The 16835-nt window shown below is 48.3% G+C and carries 12 protein-coding genes; 9 read left to right on the top strand and 3 right to left on the bottom strand.

Going from position 1 to position 16835, the window contains the following annotated elements:
- Positions 1-124 precede the first annotated feature (124 nt).
- The 4 genes from BO18_RS23655 (at position 125) to BO18_RS23640 (ending at position 4312) form a co-directional block, all read left to right on the top strand.
- Positions 125-799, top strand: a complete 675-nt coding sequence (locus tag BO18_RS23655; RefSeq protein WP_034450105.1) for a response regulator transcription factor — start codon at positions 125-127, stop codon at positions 797-799.
- The gene (locus BO18_RS23650) at positions 777-2228 is read left to right on the top strand and encodes a sensor histidine kinase (protein WP_051689103.1); all 1452 of its coding nucleotides are present in this window, start codon (positions 777-779) and stop codon (positions 2226-2228) included. Before BO18_RS23655 ends, BO18_RS23650 begins: the two co-directional genes overlap by 23 nt.
- A 96-nt stretch (positions 2229-2324) precedes the next feature.
- A complete protein-coding gene (locus tag BO18_RS23645; protein WP_185752563.1) occupies positions 2325-3437 on the top strand; it encodes a serine hydrolase domain-containing protein in 1113 nt (370 codons plus the stop codon).
- A 71-nt stretch (positions 3438-3508) separates the two neighbouring features.
- Positions 3509-4312 (top strand): DUF6273 domain-containing protein, encoded by an 804-nt coding sequence (locus BO18_RS23640; protein WP_034450101.1) that lies wholly within the window; start codon positions 3509-3511, stop codon positions 4310-4312.
- Positions 4313-4730: 418 nt separating this feature from the next.
- Here BO18_RS23640 and BO18_RS23630 read toward each other — a convergent pair whose 3' ends face one another.
- A complete protein-coding gene (locus tag BO18_RS23630) occupies positions 4731-6374 on the bottom strand; it encodes a sensor histidine kinase (protein WP_034450097.1) in 1644 nt (547 codons plus the stop codon).
- 23 nt (positions 6375-6397) lie between these two features.
- A complete protein-coding gene (locus tag BO18_RS23625; protein WP_034450095.1) occupies positions 6398-7066 on the bottom strand; it encodes a response regulator transcription factor in 669 nt (222 codons plus the stop codon).
- Positions 7067-7359: 293 nt separating this feature from the next.
- Here BO18_RS23625 and BO18_RS35060 point away from each other — a divergent pair, with 293 nt between their 5' ends.
- Complete coding sequence (locus BO18_RS35060; protein ID WP_185752562.1) at positions 7360-7521, top strand: hypothetical protein; 162 nt, start codon at positions 7360-7362, stop codon at positions 7519-7521.
- 265 nt (positions 7522-7786) lie between these two features.
- On the opposite strand, the gene BO18_RS23620 is transcribed toward BO18_RS35060, so the two are convergent.
- Entirely contained in the window at positions 7787-8536 is a 750-nt protein-coding gene (locus BO18_RS23620; RefSeq protein WP_034450094.1) for a hypothetical protein, read from the bottom strand.
- Between the two features lie 128 nt (positions 8537-8664).
- Here BO18_RS23620 and BO18_RS23615 point away from each other — a divergent pair, with 128 nt between their 5' ends.
- The 4 genes from BO18_RS23615 to BO18_RS23600 all read left to right on the top strand — a co-directional run bounded on the left by BO18_RS23615 (position 8665) and on the right by BO18_RS23600 (position 16835).
- The gene (locus BO18_RS23615) at positions 8665-10017 is read left to right on the top strand and encodes a hypothetical protein (protein WP_034450093.1); all 1353 of its coding nucleotides are present in this window, start codon (positions 8665-8667) and stop codon (positions 10015-10017) included.
- Between the two features lie 957 nt (positions 10018-10974).
- A complete protein-coding gene (locus tag BO18_RS23610; RefSeq protein WP_034450091.1) occupies positions 10975-12582 on the top strand; it encodes a hypothetical protein in 1608 nt (535 codons plus the stop codon).
- An 11-nt stretch (positions 12583-12593) separates the two neighbouring features.
- Positions 12594-14213, top strand: a complete 1620-nt coding sequence (locus tag BO18_RS23605) for a hypothetical protein (RefSeq protein ID WP_034450089.1) — start codon at positions 12594-12596, stop codon at positions 14211-14213.
- Positions 14214-15215: 1002 nt separating this feature from the next.
- Positions 15216-16835 (top strand): hypothetical protein, encoded by a 1620-nt coding sequence (locus tag BO18_RS23600; protein WP_034450088.1) that lies wholly within the window; start codon positions 15216-15218, stop codon positions 16833-16835.

Here is a 16835-nt window from a genome sequence, read left to right as displayed (position 1 = left end):
CTGTTCTTAGTAATTTGAGGTTATGATAGCATAAGTATTTTATTTTTCCTGCGGGACGCACCAAGTGATCTTTCCGTAACCGGTTCTGCACATAAAATCCACAAAAGTATTCTATAATCACAATATGAAAAAGATACTGATCGTTGAGGATGAACCCGAGTTGAGGCAGCTTCTGGCAAGCTACCTGATTAATGACGGGTATTCGGTAGTGGAGGCGGAGGACGGTGTTGCCGCCATCGGCCTTTTCGGCAAGGAGAAGGTCGACCTTGTCATATTGGACATCATGATCCCGAAGATCGACGGTTACGGCGTCTGTGAATTCGTAAAGAAAGAGTCTGACGTTCCGGTCATATTCCTGTCGGCTTTAGATGACGAGAAGTCGATGGTAAAGGGCTACGATTCCATGGCGGACGATTATGTCACCAAACCTTTTTCGATGCCGGTGTTCCTGCGCAAGGTAAAGGCAGTGCTGAGGCGTGACACTCCGTCTTCAGCTGAGGAATACGCAAAGGTCTGTTATAAGGACATAGTCATGATCCCCGACATGGCGAAGGTCATGGTCGGCGGCAAGGAGATCGAGCTTACTTCAAAAGAATACGCCATCCTTCTGACGCTCATAGAGAATCCGGGTCGCGTGTACACGAGGGACCGCCTTCTCGAGATGCTTTGGGATTACAGCGCGATAGTTGACGAGCGCATAGTGGACAGCCATATCAAGAACCTGCGCCACAAGGTTGGCGAAGGAGTTATCGAGACAGTGAGAGGCCGCGGGTACCGTGTCGCGCAAACGGATAACTGACAGATTATCTTTCAAGGTCTTCCTTATCACATTCATCGTGCAGGTGATGTTCGGTGTGCTGATCTACGCGTTTCTCTACAGGGCCACTCCTTTGACCTGGAACATGGTCAGAAGGACCGAACTAGAGACGGCGTTCGAAAAGTTCGCCAAGGAACTCGGCACGGTCAAGTTCAGGGAATGCGGCCAGATGGTGGACGAGTTCATCCTCGCAAACGAATGCCACATAGTCTTCTACAAGGGCGAACATGATGACCCCAACAGGCTTCCCGTTTCCGTACCCGGTTCGGAGTATGCGCTGAGGACGAGGTGGGACGTAAAGCAGCTCACAGGTCCCGACAGTGATGCCGAGATGAACTTCATGATCTCCGAACACGTTTATTTCGCGCAGGAGATAAAGAATGAATATACTGTCGTCTGCCTGTGGTCGCAAAGAGGCGAGAACGTTCTCTGGCAGGCGCTGCAAAAGACACTGCCTCTGATCGTCGCGGCGATCGTGCTCGTCTCGCTCCTGTGTTCGTTTATCTACACTCTTCTTTTTGCAAGACCCGTACAAAAGCTTTCCGCCGTCTCGGGAAAGATCGCGAAGATGGATTTTACCGCGAAGAGCAGACTTAAAAGACGCGACGAGATCGGCGACCTAGGCAGGGATCTCGACATGCTCTCTTCAAATCTGGACGAGACGATAACCAAGCTCAACAACAGGACGGAAGAACTTGAAAGGGAGATGGAGCGCACCAGTGAACTCGAGAAGCAGAAGGATGTGTTCTTTGCCGCTGCCTCGCATGAGCTGAAGACCCCGATCACCATCGCCCAGGGACAGGTCCGCGGCATGATGGACGGAATAGAGCCTTATAATGATCTTGAGACGTATCTTCCGAAGACGTTGTCGAACCTGAAGCGCATGGAATCGCTGATCAATGAGATCCTCACGGCATCCAGGATGCAGGCGGGAAACGAGATCGCGCTCCAGACTGAAGACTTCGGCCTGATATTAAAGAAACGCATTGAAGAGATAAGTGATCTCCTGGACGTAAGAGGGATCGCTCTTGAGACGGCGATAGATGACGGACTTTTCTTTGAAGGCAATAAGGACCTCACTTCGATGGCGGTCGGTTCTTTCCTGTCGAATGCCGTGTTCTACTCATCCGAAGGTTCGAAAGTGACCGTCACTTCAGGAACTTCAGACGGAAAGATAGTAACGAAGATCCGCAATACGGATTCGCACATTGACGAGAAGGATCTGCCGCATCTTTTCGAAGCTTTCTACAGGACGGATAATTCAAGGAGCAGAAGGAACGGCGGTTCAGGTCTGGGACTCTATCTCGGCAAGCTGATAATAGAGCGCCAGAACGGTACGGTCGCCCTCGAGAACGACGGTCAGGATGTAGTCGCTTCGATAATTCTCCCGCTCTCCACGAAAAACACATAAAGTATTCAAGAAGACTCCAACTTGCTTTGCTATATTCATTTCAGGAAGCCTGAAAAAGGGCCTGACTTGATAATAACAGGGAAGGGTGGGATCAACATGAAAGTGCATGGACGAGGATACGTCAACAAGATTACTTCTGCGGTTCTTATCGCATCGATGGTGCTTTCTTTTGCCGGATGCACAAAGGAAGAGGAATCAGAGTATTCGCTTAAGAAGATACAGCTTACGGCAGACGAACGCAGATGGACCAATCCCGAAGAGGAATACGCAGACCTTCTTGCCGCTTACGGCAAAAAGAAATGCAAGGGCAGTCTCGTTGTCGCCACCGATGAGGATGTCATCTACCTGTATGCGGAGGACGCCACAGAGAAGGACGGACAGACCCTCGTGTCCCAGGATACTGTTTTCGACATAGCTTCATGCAGCAAGCTTTATACTGCCGTATGCATCCTCCAGTTACAGGAAAAGGGAAAGCTCGACATCAACGACACGCTCGGCAAATACTTTCCCGAATATGAGACAGGCAAAGACATAACGATATACAATCTCCTTCACATGAATTCCGGCATCCCGGATTATCTCAATGAACCCGAGCTGTTCTGGGGCCTTGAGGGCGAAGCGTTGAACGGCCGCATGCGCGACCTCTATCACGACAATATCTCCGATGAGGAATTCCTGAAGACGATGTATGCCGCGCCTTTGCTTTATGCTCCGGGCACCCTGATGACATACAGCAACACCAATTACAAACTCCTCGCCTACATAATCGAGAAAGTGTCAGGCATGAAGTACTGCGATTATCTGGAGAAGCACATCTTTAAACCTTGCGGCATGAAGAATTCATATTCCATGAGAGTCGACAAATATACATACGTGCCCGTGGACTTTAAGGAACAGCTGGAATTCGGAGCCGTTGATGAACACGGTTATTCGATGTCCCCGAACAGCGAGAGGGGAGACGGCGGTATCTGCACCTGCCTTACCGACTTCCTGGCTTTCGACAGGGCACTGTTCAACGGCAAGCTCCTGAAGGAGGAATCCATGGAGATCCTTCTTAAAAACGACAAAGGATACTGCTGCGGTCTGATGCCCGACAACACCATCGGCTACGGTCATACAGGCGGCGGTTTCACGGCACGGACAAACAACAGCATAATCATGTCGGAGAAATACGGGCATATCTACTTCATCTCAATGGAGCATTGCTGACATGCATCTATGTGTTTTACAGAAGTATCTGATCTTCAATTATGAGTTAATATCTTAAGAGGGAAATCATTATGGAAAAAGAGATCGTTGGTTTACTGGCAGTCCTTCTTTGCTGTGTGATCGTGGCATCCTGTCAGAAAAAAGGTCCGGAAGATACAACGGCATCTTCAGAATCCGAGACTGAGTCAGAGACCTCAGAGGAAGATGACGGCATCTCGGAGGGCGACCACATCCTGTTCGGTACCTATCCGCAAAGTGTCATATCCGGAACGGATACGTTTGAGACCGAACCCATCGAGTGGCGCGTGCTCGAGATACGTGACGGCAAAGCCCTGATCATGTCCGAATATCTGCTCGATGCGGCCATGTACTACTACGACATGGCGGATATTACCTGGGAGAAGAGCTCCATCAGAAAATGGTTAAACGAGAAGTTCTACGATGCTGCTTTCTCAGACAGCGAGAAGAGCCTGATACAGACCGCAACGATAAAGAATGATGACAACCCGTTATACGGAACCCCTGGCGGCAACGACACCGAGGATAAGGTGTTCTGTCTGAGCCTCGAGGAAGCCCAGCTGTATTTTACGGGCACTGAAGACCGCATGTCTGCTCTTACCGATTATGCTGTTTCCCGCGGCGCATCGGTAAATGAAGAAAATAAACCTGAAAGCGGCATGAAAACAGGCTGGTGGTGGCTTCGTACGCCGGCTTCATCTGCCAACAGAGCTGCAGAAGTCGACTGCTTCGGCAACATTGACACCGTTAAAAATGCCGACGGTGTTGACGGCTGCTTAGTCTTTTCCGAGGGGATCTGCGTCCGTCCCGTTGTCTGGATCACGCTCACTGACTCAATTGAAGAATATAAGCCTTAAAAGACCGCTTTCTGTCCGCAAGCAGCCTACAGACCAAAAACAGATCAGACGGAGGCAGTCAAGCCCGGAGCATTCGCCAGAATGTGGCGGAGCCAGGCTTGACGGCCTCAAGGCTGATCTGTAAACCCATGATGGCTGCTTGCGGTCTGAGATCCAAAGGATTACCGTTTTTTAGCTTTTCCGGGCGACAAAGTACGACAAGGATCCGACATGAAAACACTATTGATTCCGTACAAAAACCGACAATACCGACACAATATTACGTAAACCGACAGGCAATCTTACAGACAAACGACAAAAGTCCCTATAAAACCGACACGCAAATAGCATCAGGAAGGTTTATATTTTCTGGAATGACCTTCGGCAAAACCTACATTGCATTGTTGTTTTTGCCGAAGGTGGAGACGGACTTAGCCCGTTAAGCCTTAAACTTCACCGTGGCGGTGAACGTCCTTTTTTCGGACGTCAGCCCGAGCCTGTAACCCAGGATGTTCAGGTTGTTGTCGGCGATCGACAGTCCCAGGCCTGTGCCTTTGCTGCCTCTGGTGTTGTCGCCTTTGACGAAGGGCTGCTTCAGGGATTCCACATCGGCGTAGTTCATGTTAGTGCTGTTTGTTATCGTGAGCGCCTCGGGCGAGATCCCGATAATGACAGTGACGTTCTTATCGCCGTATCTGTCGCAGTTTGAGAAGAGATTGTCTATTGCCTGCTTAAACAGCTTCCTGTCTGTCTTGAGCGTTACGTCATCACCGGTTATCTCCGTCTTCATGTCTGGGAAAGCGGTGAGGCTTTCTTTAATAAGAGCCTGTACACTTACGGGTTCCGCGGTTACAACTGTCTTGCGCGATTCGCTTTTCGAGAGGGAGAGGATGTCCGTGATCATTTGATCCATCGACTCAACCTTGTCCGTTATGTTTTTCGAGTATTCACGGATCTTTGCAGGGTCATCTGCCGAAGCTTCGATGTTCTCGGCATAAGCGCGGATCGCCGCCAGGGGAGTCTTGAGGTCATGCGCCATGGCTTCGGTCGTTTTAGTCCTGTAGAGGAAGATGTTCCAAATGGTCTTTTCCCTCTGATACTTAACGAAAGCGAGTAAGAGCGAGATGGCCAGGGCAAGGAACAGACTGATGTAGATTATCAGGGCCGAAGATATGGGCGCGAGCTCGAAAACGGACTTTTCCACGGGATATGTGTACGTGATCATCCAGGGGAATTTCTGATCCGCAATCTCAGGTTTGACCATGAGTTCATATTCTTCCTGCGTGAAACAGGTATAAGTCATATCCGGGAAGCTGAATATAAGGAGGTCCGAGTTATCTAACGTAAGATCCGGATCCGCCCTGTAAAAGATCTGCAGAGTTCTGTAATCTTCGTAAATGCCGTCCAGTTCGAAAAATTCATATCCCTTTGTGTCCATCGGAGTGCAGTCAACTTTATAGCTTTCGCCTTCATCGTTTCTGACCCTTACGATGCCGGGTATGAATGTGTTTTCTTCGTAATTGATATATATGGTCTGGACTTCATAAGAATATTCATCGCCGACGTATTCAGCCATTCCCGGAGTTGCGGCAAAAAGGGGATCGTAATTGTTTTTGATCATGCGGTCGGATAATTTCTTATAACTGATCTTGCCGTCCATATATTCATCCAGCGGATCCAGATAAGATATGTCCTCGATTGATAAGACGAACGATCTGTTCGTGCCTTCGTCCGGAATGATGACGATCGCAGTATCCCTGTCGGTTGCTATCTTCATGTCACCGATGCATAATTCCGCATAGTTGTCATCGCAGGCCGCATACGCGTGGAAATTGAGAAGAACTGCATACATATACCAGTCGTATTCCATTCTTCCGGGATCAGCAGCGCAATATTTTACGACCGTTTCTTCAATGTGGTTCCTCTGTTCGTTCAGAATGTCCCATCTCTTATTCTGGGTGTAGCTGTCGAGCAGTTTTAACGATATCAATGCAAGGATCGAAAATGCTCCCAGACATACAAGTAACCTGATACCGAATATCTTCAAAAACTTCGGCTTGGTGATGGACTGCTTACTCTTCATACGTCCGCTCCTTTTCCCGCTGATCAGCAGATCTTATAACCTCCGCCGATCACAGTCCTGATCGCTTTCCCGGAATCACCGAGGCTCTTTCTCAGCTTCTTGATGTGGGTGTCCACGACCCTGTCCGAGCCGTCGAACCCCATTCCCCATACCTGATCCAGGAGCCTGTCTCTTCCGAGTACGATCCCTCTGTTCTCCATGAGAACCTTGAGGAGGAAATATTCTTTGGGAGCGAGCGTGACTTTTTGTCCGCTAACCTCAACTTCCATGCGCAAAGGATAGAGCCTGATGTCACCGCATTCGAGCACCGGTTCATTCTGAAGATCCGCATCAGTCCTGTTAAGGAGCGCGAGGCACTTGGCATACAGCACCTTGAGCGAAAAGGGCTTGACCATGTAATCGTCGGCACCCGTCTCATATCCCTTCAGGATATTGCTCTCATTGCCAAGCGCCGTCACGAACACGATGGGACACCTGCTCTTTCCTCTCAGAGCCTTGCAGACTTCAAATCCGTTCGCACCGGGAAGCATGATATCCAGGACCGCGATGTCGTAATCTTTGTTGCCGATAAGCTCGATCGCACTGTTGCCGTCAGCTGCGGCGTCGACCTCAAAAGAACCCTTGCTCCTGAAAAAGTCGGCAACAAGCGTCAAAAGCTCTTCAGAGTCCTCTACGATCAAGATCCTGGCCATCTACTTATTTCCTCCCTGGGGAAATGTTATACCGCGCATGTGTCCTTTGTATGTCCTGTTGCAAGATTCTTCTTGCCTGGGTATATGCTTGCCCGGTTATCGAATGTTTATAAAGATTTTATCGCATAATTTGTAAACAATGGAAACGGGAAGTGCATAAAAATACTTCGGAAACACTTCTTTGCCAATCTGTTGCTTATGCGCCAGAGACGCACCTGATTACTGATTGTTTGTCCTTTTCGCCGTTGTGATAATGATGTCATCAAACGATATTACCCATGGAGGAAACAGAAATGATGACTCACGATTCGATCAATGATAAGGATATGGCACTTATGGAACTGAACCTTGACGAAATGGATACCGTCAGCGGCGGCCTGGACTTTAGACATTCCGTCAACGGCATAGCCGAAGTTGTTAAGGATGTATACGACTGGTTTTCTGACTGGTTCTGATGCTTGTTAAGAAGTAAAGATATCGTTTTTCGGGAAAACTCTTCAATAACGATACTTTTTGAAAAGCAAAGGTATCGTTTTCAGAGAAAACTTTCCAATAACGATATCTTCTGAAAGGTGAAAGTATCGTTTTTGGAAGAAAACCTCCGATTACGATATTTGCTGAGAAAAAAAGGTATCGTTTTTGGAGAAAAATCTCCATTTACGATACCTTTCACTTTTTCGGACCGTTGTCACCCGAAGGCAGACGCTTCAACAACGACTCTTATGTAAAAATGCCGTCCCAGTAATGCTCGGAAACGATCTCGCCGGTCTTGGCGTCGACATCGACCGTGCTGTATTTGTTGACCGTGAATCTGTAAAGAACCCTGCCGTCGGCATCTGCCACGAGATCGTATGTGCCGCTGATCTGTCCTTTTCCTACCTTTAATGCCTTCTCGGACTTGGACGCATTCTCATATACTATGTTGAAAACTTTTTCGGCATCTATCAGACCGATCTTGCTGAAGTCCGTGCGTCTGAACCTGGAGTTGATCTCCCAGTGGCTGCCGGCTCCCTCGTCATACCAGCAGGTCATGTCGGCCGTATCGAAGATTACGCCGTCCTTCATCATCTTGCCGAAGAAACGGAACTCGCCCCTCACCTCGGATTCGCCTATCCCGTACACATAGATGTCATCGTGGATATCCTTGTCGGCTTCCTGGAGCTGTTCGATCATGTGATCCTTGTAATCACGGTCACGGTCGTTTTGATCGAAAAGACCAGCCGGATAGTATGTGTGTTCCCCGACCAGGACAAGCTCGGTTGCCTTAAACATTCCGGCAGCGATGTCCGTGTTATTCCCAACACCCGTGGCATCCGAATCATCCTCAAGCTCCGTGGCCTCAGAGTTTTCCTTGATCACCTCAGTAGTCGGAGCGGTGTTACTGCCGCCTGTTTTCCCGCAGGCTGCGACACCGGCCAGAAGAAGTGCCGTGAGTAAAAGTGTCAGTGACGTTTTCATATATTTTTTCATGGTTATCCCCACCTCCTATACCATATATACAGTAAGTAATATAAGAATGTTGCACTCACGGAGAATTTTCTTTTTCGTTATCCATACAGTACAATCATAATCGTTCGGATAAAGACAGGAGGTGTCCAATGAAGACCCGGATAAATGCGAAATATTTTATTAGTGCAGCTGTCGCTGCTGTTGCTGTGGCTTCGATCGGCTGTATCGCCATGGCTGACGAAGTTCAGACGGAAGACGGATTGTCAGATGAGACGGTTGCCGTTATTTATGAGGTCGAGGAGACCGTTGCCGATGAGGCTTCATATGCCAAAGACGGCTGGTCCAAAGAAGACGGTTACTGGTATTACTACATTGATGGCGAAAAAGCGGTAAGCTGGCAGGAGATCGGCGGCAAGTGGTATTACTTCAGTCAGGCCGGCAGGATGCAGACCGGCTCGATCCATGATTACAAAAATGACGTGTATTACATAACGGGAACGGATGGCGCAATGCTGGCAGACCAGTGGATCCTTTATAGCGGATCGTGGCATTATGCCGGAAAAAACGGAAAGCTTTTCACAGACTGGAAGAAGATGGACGGCAAGTGGTACTACTTCAACAGTGTCGGTGTTCTCATGACCGGCTTTAACAACTTTAAAGGCACATACTACTACTTTGGCAACGACGGCGCCATGCGGACAGGCTGGGTAAAATACAATGACCGCTGGTATTACTTTGATCCGGTTTCCGGTAACGCGGTAAAAGGCTTTCAAGAGCTCGATGGGAAGTGGTATTACTTCGTTGAAGATGATTTTTACGGACCGTATATGAAGACCAATAACAGGGTTTATCTCGACGGCAAGATCTATGGCTTTGACGAAAACGGTGTCATGAGGACTGGCTGGTTCCGTTACAATGAAGGGTGGTTTTATTTCGATCATGCTACGGGAGCAGCCATACGAGGCTGGCATAAGATCGGCGGCATATGGTATTACTTCTATGAGGATCCCTCAAGCCTTCCCTATACACCACACGGACTTACTGAGGTCGATGGCAAGAATTATTATTTTGACCCCGATACCGGCGAAATGGTTACCGGCAAATGGATCAGTCTGTACATCGGTTTTGCGGAGCGCTGGATATATGCGGACAAGAGCGGTGAAGTGGTCACAGGCTGGAACAGGATCGGCGGGAAGTGGTATTACTTCGGCTCGGCTAAATCACCCTATATGTATACCGGTTTCCAGACCTTCGATGGCAGCAGCTACTATTTCACCGATAAAGGTGTTCTCTCATACGGATGGGTCAAATATAACAACAGGTATTACTATGCCGGAAACGACGGTAGCCTCCTGAAGGAGACATGGAAGTTTATCGAAGGTAAGTGGTACTATTTCGACTCGGCCGGCGTAATGAAGACCGGATTATGCAAGATCGACGGCATTTACTATGACTTCGGTCCTGACGGCGCCTGCCGCAATCCATACTCAGATATTAAATAGTAACTTGTCAGATACATAGATAAATACTAAGCGGGCTGTCTCGAAATGCGGATAACATCTTGAGGCAGCCCTTACTTTTGGATTGGCGGAGATGGCAGGTATCGTTTTCGAAGATTTTTTCTCAAAAACGATATCGTTGCTCACCCTCTGATATCGTTATTGAAGATTTTTCCCCGAAAACGATATCGTTGCGCACCCTCTGATATCGTTTTCGAAGATTTTTTCTCAAAAGCGATATCGTTGCGCACCCTCCGATATCGTTATCGAAGATTTTTTCTCAAAAACGATATCTTTGTCTTTCCGAAGGTATCGTTTTCGAGGAGTTTTTCCATAAAACGATACACCGTGCTGAAAGTATCCAGTTTCGAAATATTTATGAGGCTTGGGGATATAACGATATCTTCGGATCAGCTGGAATTATCCCGCCGAGCCATTTTTCGGGACTTTGGGATAAAAATTGAGCTCGAAATTATCCCAAGAAGAGGTTTTCTTGCTGTTTGGGATAAAATCTGAGCCGAAAATTATCCCAAGTAAAGCATTTTTGAACTTTTGGGATAATTCTGCCTCTGAAAATTATCCCTCAGAGGCAATAATTAACAGTTTGGGATAATTTGCCGTCTATGGAGTCAAGTCAACATATGGTTTGCAGTTCCGGGCCGGGTCTGAACTCCACGCATGTGGTAGACGGTTTACGGCTCAGCTGTTATTCGTCAAAGAACGTATTCTCATTTTTATCATTCTTTATCATTTTTATCATCTTTTATCATTCTTTATCATTCGCGCCCTTTGCCCACCCCTTCGCCGGCCCGGATCCTAACACAGCATTACCCGCCCAACACCCGTCAAAACCCATTGTTTTAGGGGAACTTGTATATCTGCGCCCGTCTTTTATTGTAAACATTTCCTATAATTTATTTGATAAAATGAATATTACTTAATTATAAGGAGGATAGAATAATGGGAATTAAGAAAATTCTGGCGTCCGCACTGACCGCGGGAATGATGCTGTCATTCATACCGGCAACGGCCATGGCGGATTCGACGGGATGGAAGGAAGAGAATTACGGCTGGCGTTACTATACTTCCGGTACGGAATATGTAAAGAATGCCTGGAAGGAGATCGGCGGATACTGGTATTACTTCTATGATGACGGATACACCCTCACCAATACCTGGGCCATGATCGACGGTAAGGTCTATCATTTCGACGCGAAGGGCCACATGGAAAAGAACAAGTGGGTCGAGCGCGGATATCTGGGTCTCGGCTACGATGCCAACGGAAAATGGTTAGAGGATGAGACTAAGCCCGGCTGGGGTTACGTCGGTTCCAACGGCGCCGCTTACAGCGGATGGCAGAAGATAAACGGCAGCTGGTATTTCTTCGGAGACAGCAACGATGAAGGCTACTATTCGGAATACGGTGTCATGTATGCCGGAATGCGCTCGTTGAACGACGGTTGTTATTATTTCGGCGAAAACGGCAAGATGAGGAGCAACTTCTGGTATAAGGATGATACCGGACACTGGTTCTATTTTGACTCCAATGGAAAGGCTGTCGAAGGCTGGAAAAAGATAAACAACAAGTGGTATTACTTCGATCCTTTCGGCTACTACGGAAGTACGATGAGCACGGGTGTCAAGCCAGACTACAACAGCGAGGAGTGGTCGGTATGGGCTTTTGAGAACGACGGAACACTTACGACCAGGACCGGATGGTTCTACGATTACGGTGAATGGTACTACGTCAAGGGCGGCGGTGAATGCTGCAGGAGCGAATGGGTCAAGAGCAACGGCAAATGGTACTATTTCGGCGTTCTGGGCAGGATGATGAAAGGGCAGAAGAACGTTGTCATCAACGGCAAGGCTTATGACTTTGATTCGAACGGCGTCTGCACGAATCCCGATTCCGGCAGAACGGTAAAAGGCTGGCTCGAGTCATATAACGACTGGTACGAGGAGAAGGGCTGGGTCTACGCTGATAAGAACGGAAAGCTCTATGAGGATCAGTGGCTCACATACGGCGGATCCAAGTATTATTTCGATTACGACGGATTCATGGTATGCGATATGGAGGAATACCGTGTCGACGGCAGGCTCTATTCCTTCGATAAGGACGGAAAGTCAAAAGATATCACCGGCAACAAGACCGGCTGGAGCAAGATAAACGGCTATGATGTTTATATCGAATCAGACGGAAAGCTGGCCGAGGGCTGGAAGCAGATCAATGGCAAGTGGTATCTGTTCGATGAATATAACGGCGCCGCAGCACGCAACGGGTTCTACTATTGGTGGGGAGATACAGCCTATATCTTCAATGAGAAGTGCGAAATGGTCACAGGCTGGTATCAGTATGAAGATCAGTGGTTCTACGCCGGCAAGGATGGAAATCTTGTAGCCGACAAGTGGATCAAGTCCGGCAGTTCCTGGTATTACTTGTCACCCTGGTGTTCAGCTGCAGATTACGAGCACTATGTCGTTGACGGTTATGTTTATAATTTCGATTCCAACGGCAAGTGCCTGAATCCCGACAATCCGGATAACGTTATTATTCTTTGGCAAGACTGAGGAGGACTTTTATGAGATTTAAGAAGATTATGGCTTCCGCCCTGACTGCGGGCATGATGCTCTCATTCATCCCGGCTGCAACGGCCATGGCGGATACAACAGGATGGAAGGGCGAAGGCGAATACTGGCGCTACTTCATATCTGAGACTGAGTATTACAGGAACACCTGGGAAGAGATCGACGGTCACTGGTATTACTTCATGGACGACGGCAGCATCGTAATAAACTGCTGGGCTCTGATCGACGGCAAGGCCTACCATTTCGACACCAAGGGTCACATGGAAAAGAACAAGTGGGTCCAGCGCGGAAAGCTCCACCTGGGCTATGATTCCGACGGTTACTGGCTGGATGACGAGACCAAACCGGGCTGGGGCTATGTAGGTCCGAACGGTGTGGCATACACGGGCTGGAAGCAGATTAACGGCAGCTGGTATTTCTTCGGCAATGTTAATAACGATAATGAATATGGTCAGTATTGCGCGATGTATGCCGGTATGCGCGAGATAGGCGACACTTACTATTACTTCGGCACGAACGGCAAGATGCAGACCAACTGCTGGTTCGAAGACGATGCCGGAACATATTATTATTTCGGCCCGGACGGAAAGATCGTTGATGGATGGCAGAAGATAAACGGAAAGTGGTATTACTTTAATCCTTATAATTATCCGGGCTATTCCATGTCCACGGGCGCCACGCTCGACTGGTACAGCCCCGATGACTGGTCAGCCTGGGATGTCTGGATCTTTGAAAGCAACGGCGCGCTGACATCCAAGACCGGATGGTACTATGACAGCAAGACTGAATCCTGGTACTACATCAAAGGCGGCGGAAAGTGCCGCCGGAACGAATGGTACAAGGAAGGCGGCAAGTGGTACTACTTCGAAGAAGAAGGCCGCATGGTAGCCAATAAGAAGAACTTCATCATCAACGAAAAGGCTTATGACTTCGATTCCAACGGCGTCTGCAGAAATCCCGATTCAGGCAGAACGGTCAAGGGCTGGTTAAAGACATGGCTCTATTGGCTCGACGGGGAAGCATGGGTATACGGCGGCTCGGACGGCAAGCTTTACAGGGATCAGTGGCTTACTTCAGGCAACACGAAATATTATTTCGATGAAGAAGGTGTCATGGCCTGCGATTTTGCCACTTACACGCTTGGTGACAAGGTCTATTCATTTGACGCTTCCGGAAAATCAACCGACCTGACCGGAAACAAGAAGGGCTGGGTACCTGTCGATGACACTTACGTCTATGTAGGTTCTGACGGCAAGCTATACTCGGGCTGGCAGAAGATTAACGGCAAGTGGTACTACTTTGATGAATACGACTGCCTTGCCATGTGCGATACTTATCTCTGCAATTATGACGGTGACTATATCTTTGATAAGGATTGTGCCCTTCAGACCGGATGGAGCTTCTGTAACAACGACTGGCATTATTCCGATTCGAACGGAAGAGTCGTCAAAGACAAATGGATAAAGACAAACGGCTCCTGGTATTACCTCAACGAATATGGAGATATGGTCACCGGAGAGTACATTGTTCACGGCTTGCGTTATCAGTTCAGTGATGACGGCAAGTGCCTGAATCCCGATACCCCTGAAAGAGTAATATTACTCTGCAGGTAAGGGTTGAGTTAAACGGTTAAACGGCATGAGGGTGTCTCAAAAGTGACAGGGGTTGCTTTTGAGATACCCTTTTCTTTTGTTATGCGCACCCGGACCCGGCAGCAGCACTGCTTTGCCTAAGGTAACTTTATTTTTTGCGGGAAAAGTTATAGTAAAACCTCAACTATTTCGAGAAAAACTATGAATCCTTCAGGTAGAAAAAGGCGGGTGGTGCTTTTCGCCTACTAAATATTGTCTGCACATATGGCACCTTAAGCTATCCGGAGATCGAAAGCAAAAAAAATAAAAACGATTTGATAAAGTGTTCGGCAGGAATAAGGCACTAGCCGCATTATTGCCGAATCTTTTTTGAGACAACTCCTTTTTTATGTTCTTCACTGATCTGCCGCCAAACTGTTTCATTTCTGCATTTTGGCGGTACGGCAATCTTTCTGAATTCAATTGAATACCGCCAATTCATTCTTTTTGATGACTTTGGCGGTCAGATCTTATTCAGATCTTCCCATTGCAAACCGCCATTTACCGCAAATGAAACAAAATGGCGGTTATATGAGGGCATGCACTTTTCAAAGATACCGCCAATTCATATTAATCCGGCCGAATGGCGGTTGCCGGATGATAAGAATCTTGAAAGGTTACCGCCATTTTATTCAAAACGATCATATTGGCGGTTTTTGAGATAACGTACAGGAATGAACAACATCTTGCATTTTACGATGCCGGTCTTTAAACAATCGTCAGATATCGCAACCTGCCTAGCCACCCGACACAGATCAGACGGTGCAGTCAAGCCCGCAGCATTCGTCAGAATGTGCCGCAGGCAGGCTTGACGGCATAAGGCTGATCTGTAAAACAAACATGGCAGGTTGCGATTGGCCTGTCCCGCGGAAAACGCGAAGTCTTTTATTGGAACTTGTATATATGCCGTCCCCTTTTCTTGTAAACACTGTTTTTATATTTCTTGATAAAATAAACTCAACTATTTTTTAGGAGGACTGGATAATGGTAATGAGGAAGCTCCTTGCCGGCGCACTTACAGCGGGAATGATGCTGTCATTAATACCGGCAACGGCGATGGCTGATACTAAGGGATGGGTCGAAGACGATTACGGGTGGTACTACTACACATCCGATACCGAATATCTCAAGGAGACATGGCAGGAGATAGACGGCAGCTGGTATTACTTCCTGGAAAGCGGCGTCATGGCCAGGTCCATGTGGGTATTCATAGAAGGCAGGCTGTATCACTTTGACAAGCGCGGCCACATGGAGAAGAACAAGTGGGTCGACTGCGGCAGGGAGATCGCAGGCTACGATGATGACATGAACCCGATCTACGAAGGTGAATCACAGTGGCGCTATGTGGGCTCCAACGGTGCGGCTTATGCCGGCTGGAAGAAGATAAACGGCAGCTGGTATTATTTCGAGGAAGACGACACAGGTTACAGTTCCAATCACGGACTGATGGCCACGGGCACGAAATGGATAGACAGAGATCTTTATTGCTTCAGTGACAACGGAAAGATGGTATCAGGTACCTGGTTTGAGGAAGACGGAGTGTGGTATTTTCCGGGTTCTGACGGCAGGATAACAAGCGGTTGGAAAAAGATAGGCAGCAAGTGGTACCTGTTTAATGAACAATTTGACAGTATTTACGGCATGTCCTCCGGAGCCACCATTGACTGGAGTGACGATTACAACTTTGAATGCTGGATGCTCGATGACAACGGAGCCCTGACGTCAAAGACCGGCTGGGTACAGAGCAGAAACTCCAGGGATCAGGATGACAGCACCAAATGCTGGTATTACGTCAAGGCCGGCGGTAAGTGCGTATCAAGCGACTGGGTAAAGAGCAACGGCAAATGGTACTATTTCGACATGTTCGGAAGAATGGTGGCCGATAAGACGGGCGTCCTGATCAATGACAAGGCATATGACTTTGCTTCGAGCGGCGCCTGCAAGAACCCCGATTCCGGCAGGAAGGTTACCGGCTGGACCGCAGTCTGGGACGAATGGGACGAAGAATACGACTGGGCATACGGGGACAGGGACGGAAACGTCTATAAGGAGAAGTGGCTCAGTTACGGCGGAAACGATTACTATTTCTATGATGACGGCACCATGTACAGTGATATTCCCCAGATCCTTATCGACGGGAAACCGTATTCATTTGCCGAAGACGGCAAAGCGACCGATCTGGCAGGAAGCAAGACAGGGTGGATCAAGACTGAATCGGGCAGATGCTACATAGGCTCTGACGGCAAGGCCTGCACAGGATGGAAGCAGATCTCGGGCAAGTGGTATTACTTCAGTGAATTTGACGGCAGGGCATATACAGACGGCTGGACAATGGAAGACGGTACATATACGTTCAAAGATGACGGTGAGATGGCCACCGGCTGGTATAAGAGCCGCGGCATCTGGTATTACATGGATAAGAGCGGAAAAAGGTATAGTGACAGATGGCTCAGCTATAGTGGCTCCTGGTATTACTTTGCCGAGTGGGGCGAGATGATAAACGGTTCTGATTACATTATCAACGGCTACGGATACAGATTCGATGAGGACGGCAAGTGTACAAACCCTGACAAGCCGTTCGCCGTAATCGTCTGGTATGACTGA

This window comes from Butyrivibrio sp. AE2032, assembly GCF_000702965.1.
The sequence above is the reverse complement of the archived record's forward strand: the minus strand, read 5'-3'. Positions and strand labels throughout refer to the sequence as shown.

Excerpts from the sequence above, each read along its gene's own strand:
- BO18_RS23655 (WP_034450105.1), top strand. The coding sequence starts at position 125 with ATGAAAAAGATACTGATCGTTGAGGATGAACCCGAGTTGAGGCAGCTT.
- BO18_RS23645 (WP_185752563.1), top strand. The coding sequence starts at position 2,325 with ATGAAAGTGCATGGACGAGGATACGTCAACAAGATTACTTCTGCGGTT.
- BO18_RS23640 (WP_034450101.1), top strand. The coding sequence starts at position 3,509 with ATGGAAAAAGAGATCGTTGGTTTACTGGCAGTCCTTCTTTGCTGTGTG.
- BO18_RS23630 (WP_034450097.1), bottom strand. The coding sequence starts at position 6,374 with ATGAAGAGTAAGCAGTCCATCACCAAGCCGAAGTTTTTGAAGATATTC.
- BO18_RS23625 (WP_034450095.1), bottom strand. The coding sequence starts at position 7,066 with ATGGCCAGGATCTTGATCGTAGAGGACTCTGAAGAGCTTTTGACGCTT.
- BO18_RS35060 (WP_185752562.1), top strand. The coding sequence starts at position 7,360 with ATGATGACTCACGATTCGATCAATGATAAGGATATGGCACTTATGGAA.
- BO18_RS23620 (WP_034450094.1), bottom strand. The coding sequence starts at position 8,536 with ATGAAAAAATATATGAAAACGTCACTGACACTTTTACTCACGGCACTT.
- BO18_RS23615 (WP_034450093.1), top strand. The coding sequence starts at position 8,665 with ATGAAGACCCGGATAAATGCGAAATATTTTATTAGTGCAGCTGTCGCT.
- BO18_RS23610 (WP_034450091.1), top strand. The coding sequence starts at position 10,975 with ATGGGAATTAAGAAAATTCTGGCGTCCGCACTGACCGCGGGAATGATG.
- BO18_RS23605 (WP_034450089.1), top strand. The coding sequence starts at position 12,594 with ATGAGATTTAAGAAGATTATGGCTTCCGCCCTGACTGCGGGCATGATG.
- BO18_RS23600 (WP_034450088.1), top strand. The coding sequence starts at position 15,216 with ATGGTAATGAGGAAGCTCCTTGCCGGCGCACTTACAGCGGGAATGATG.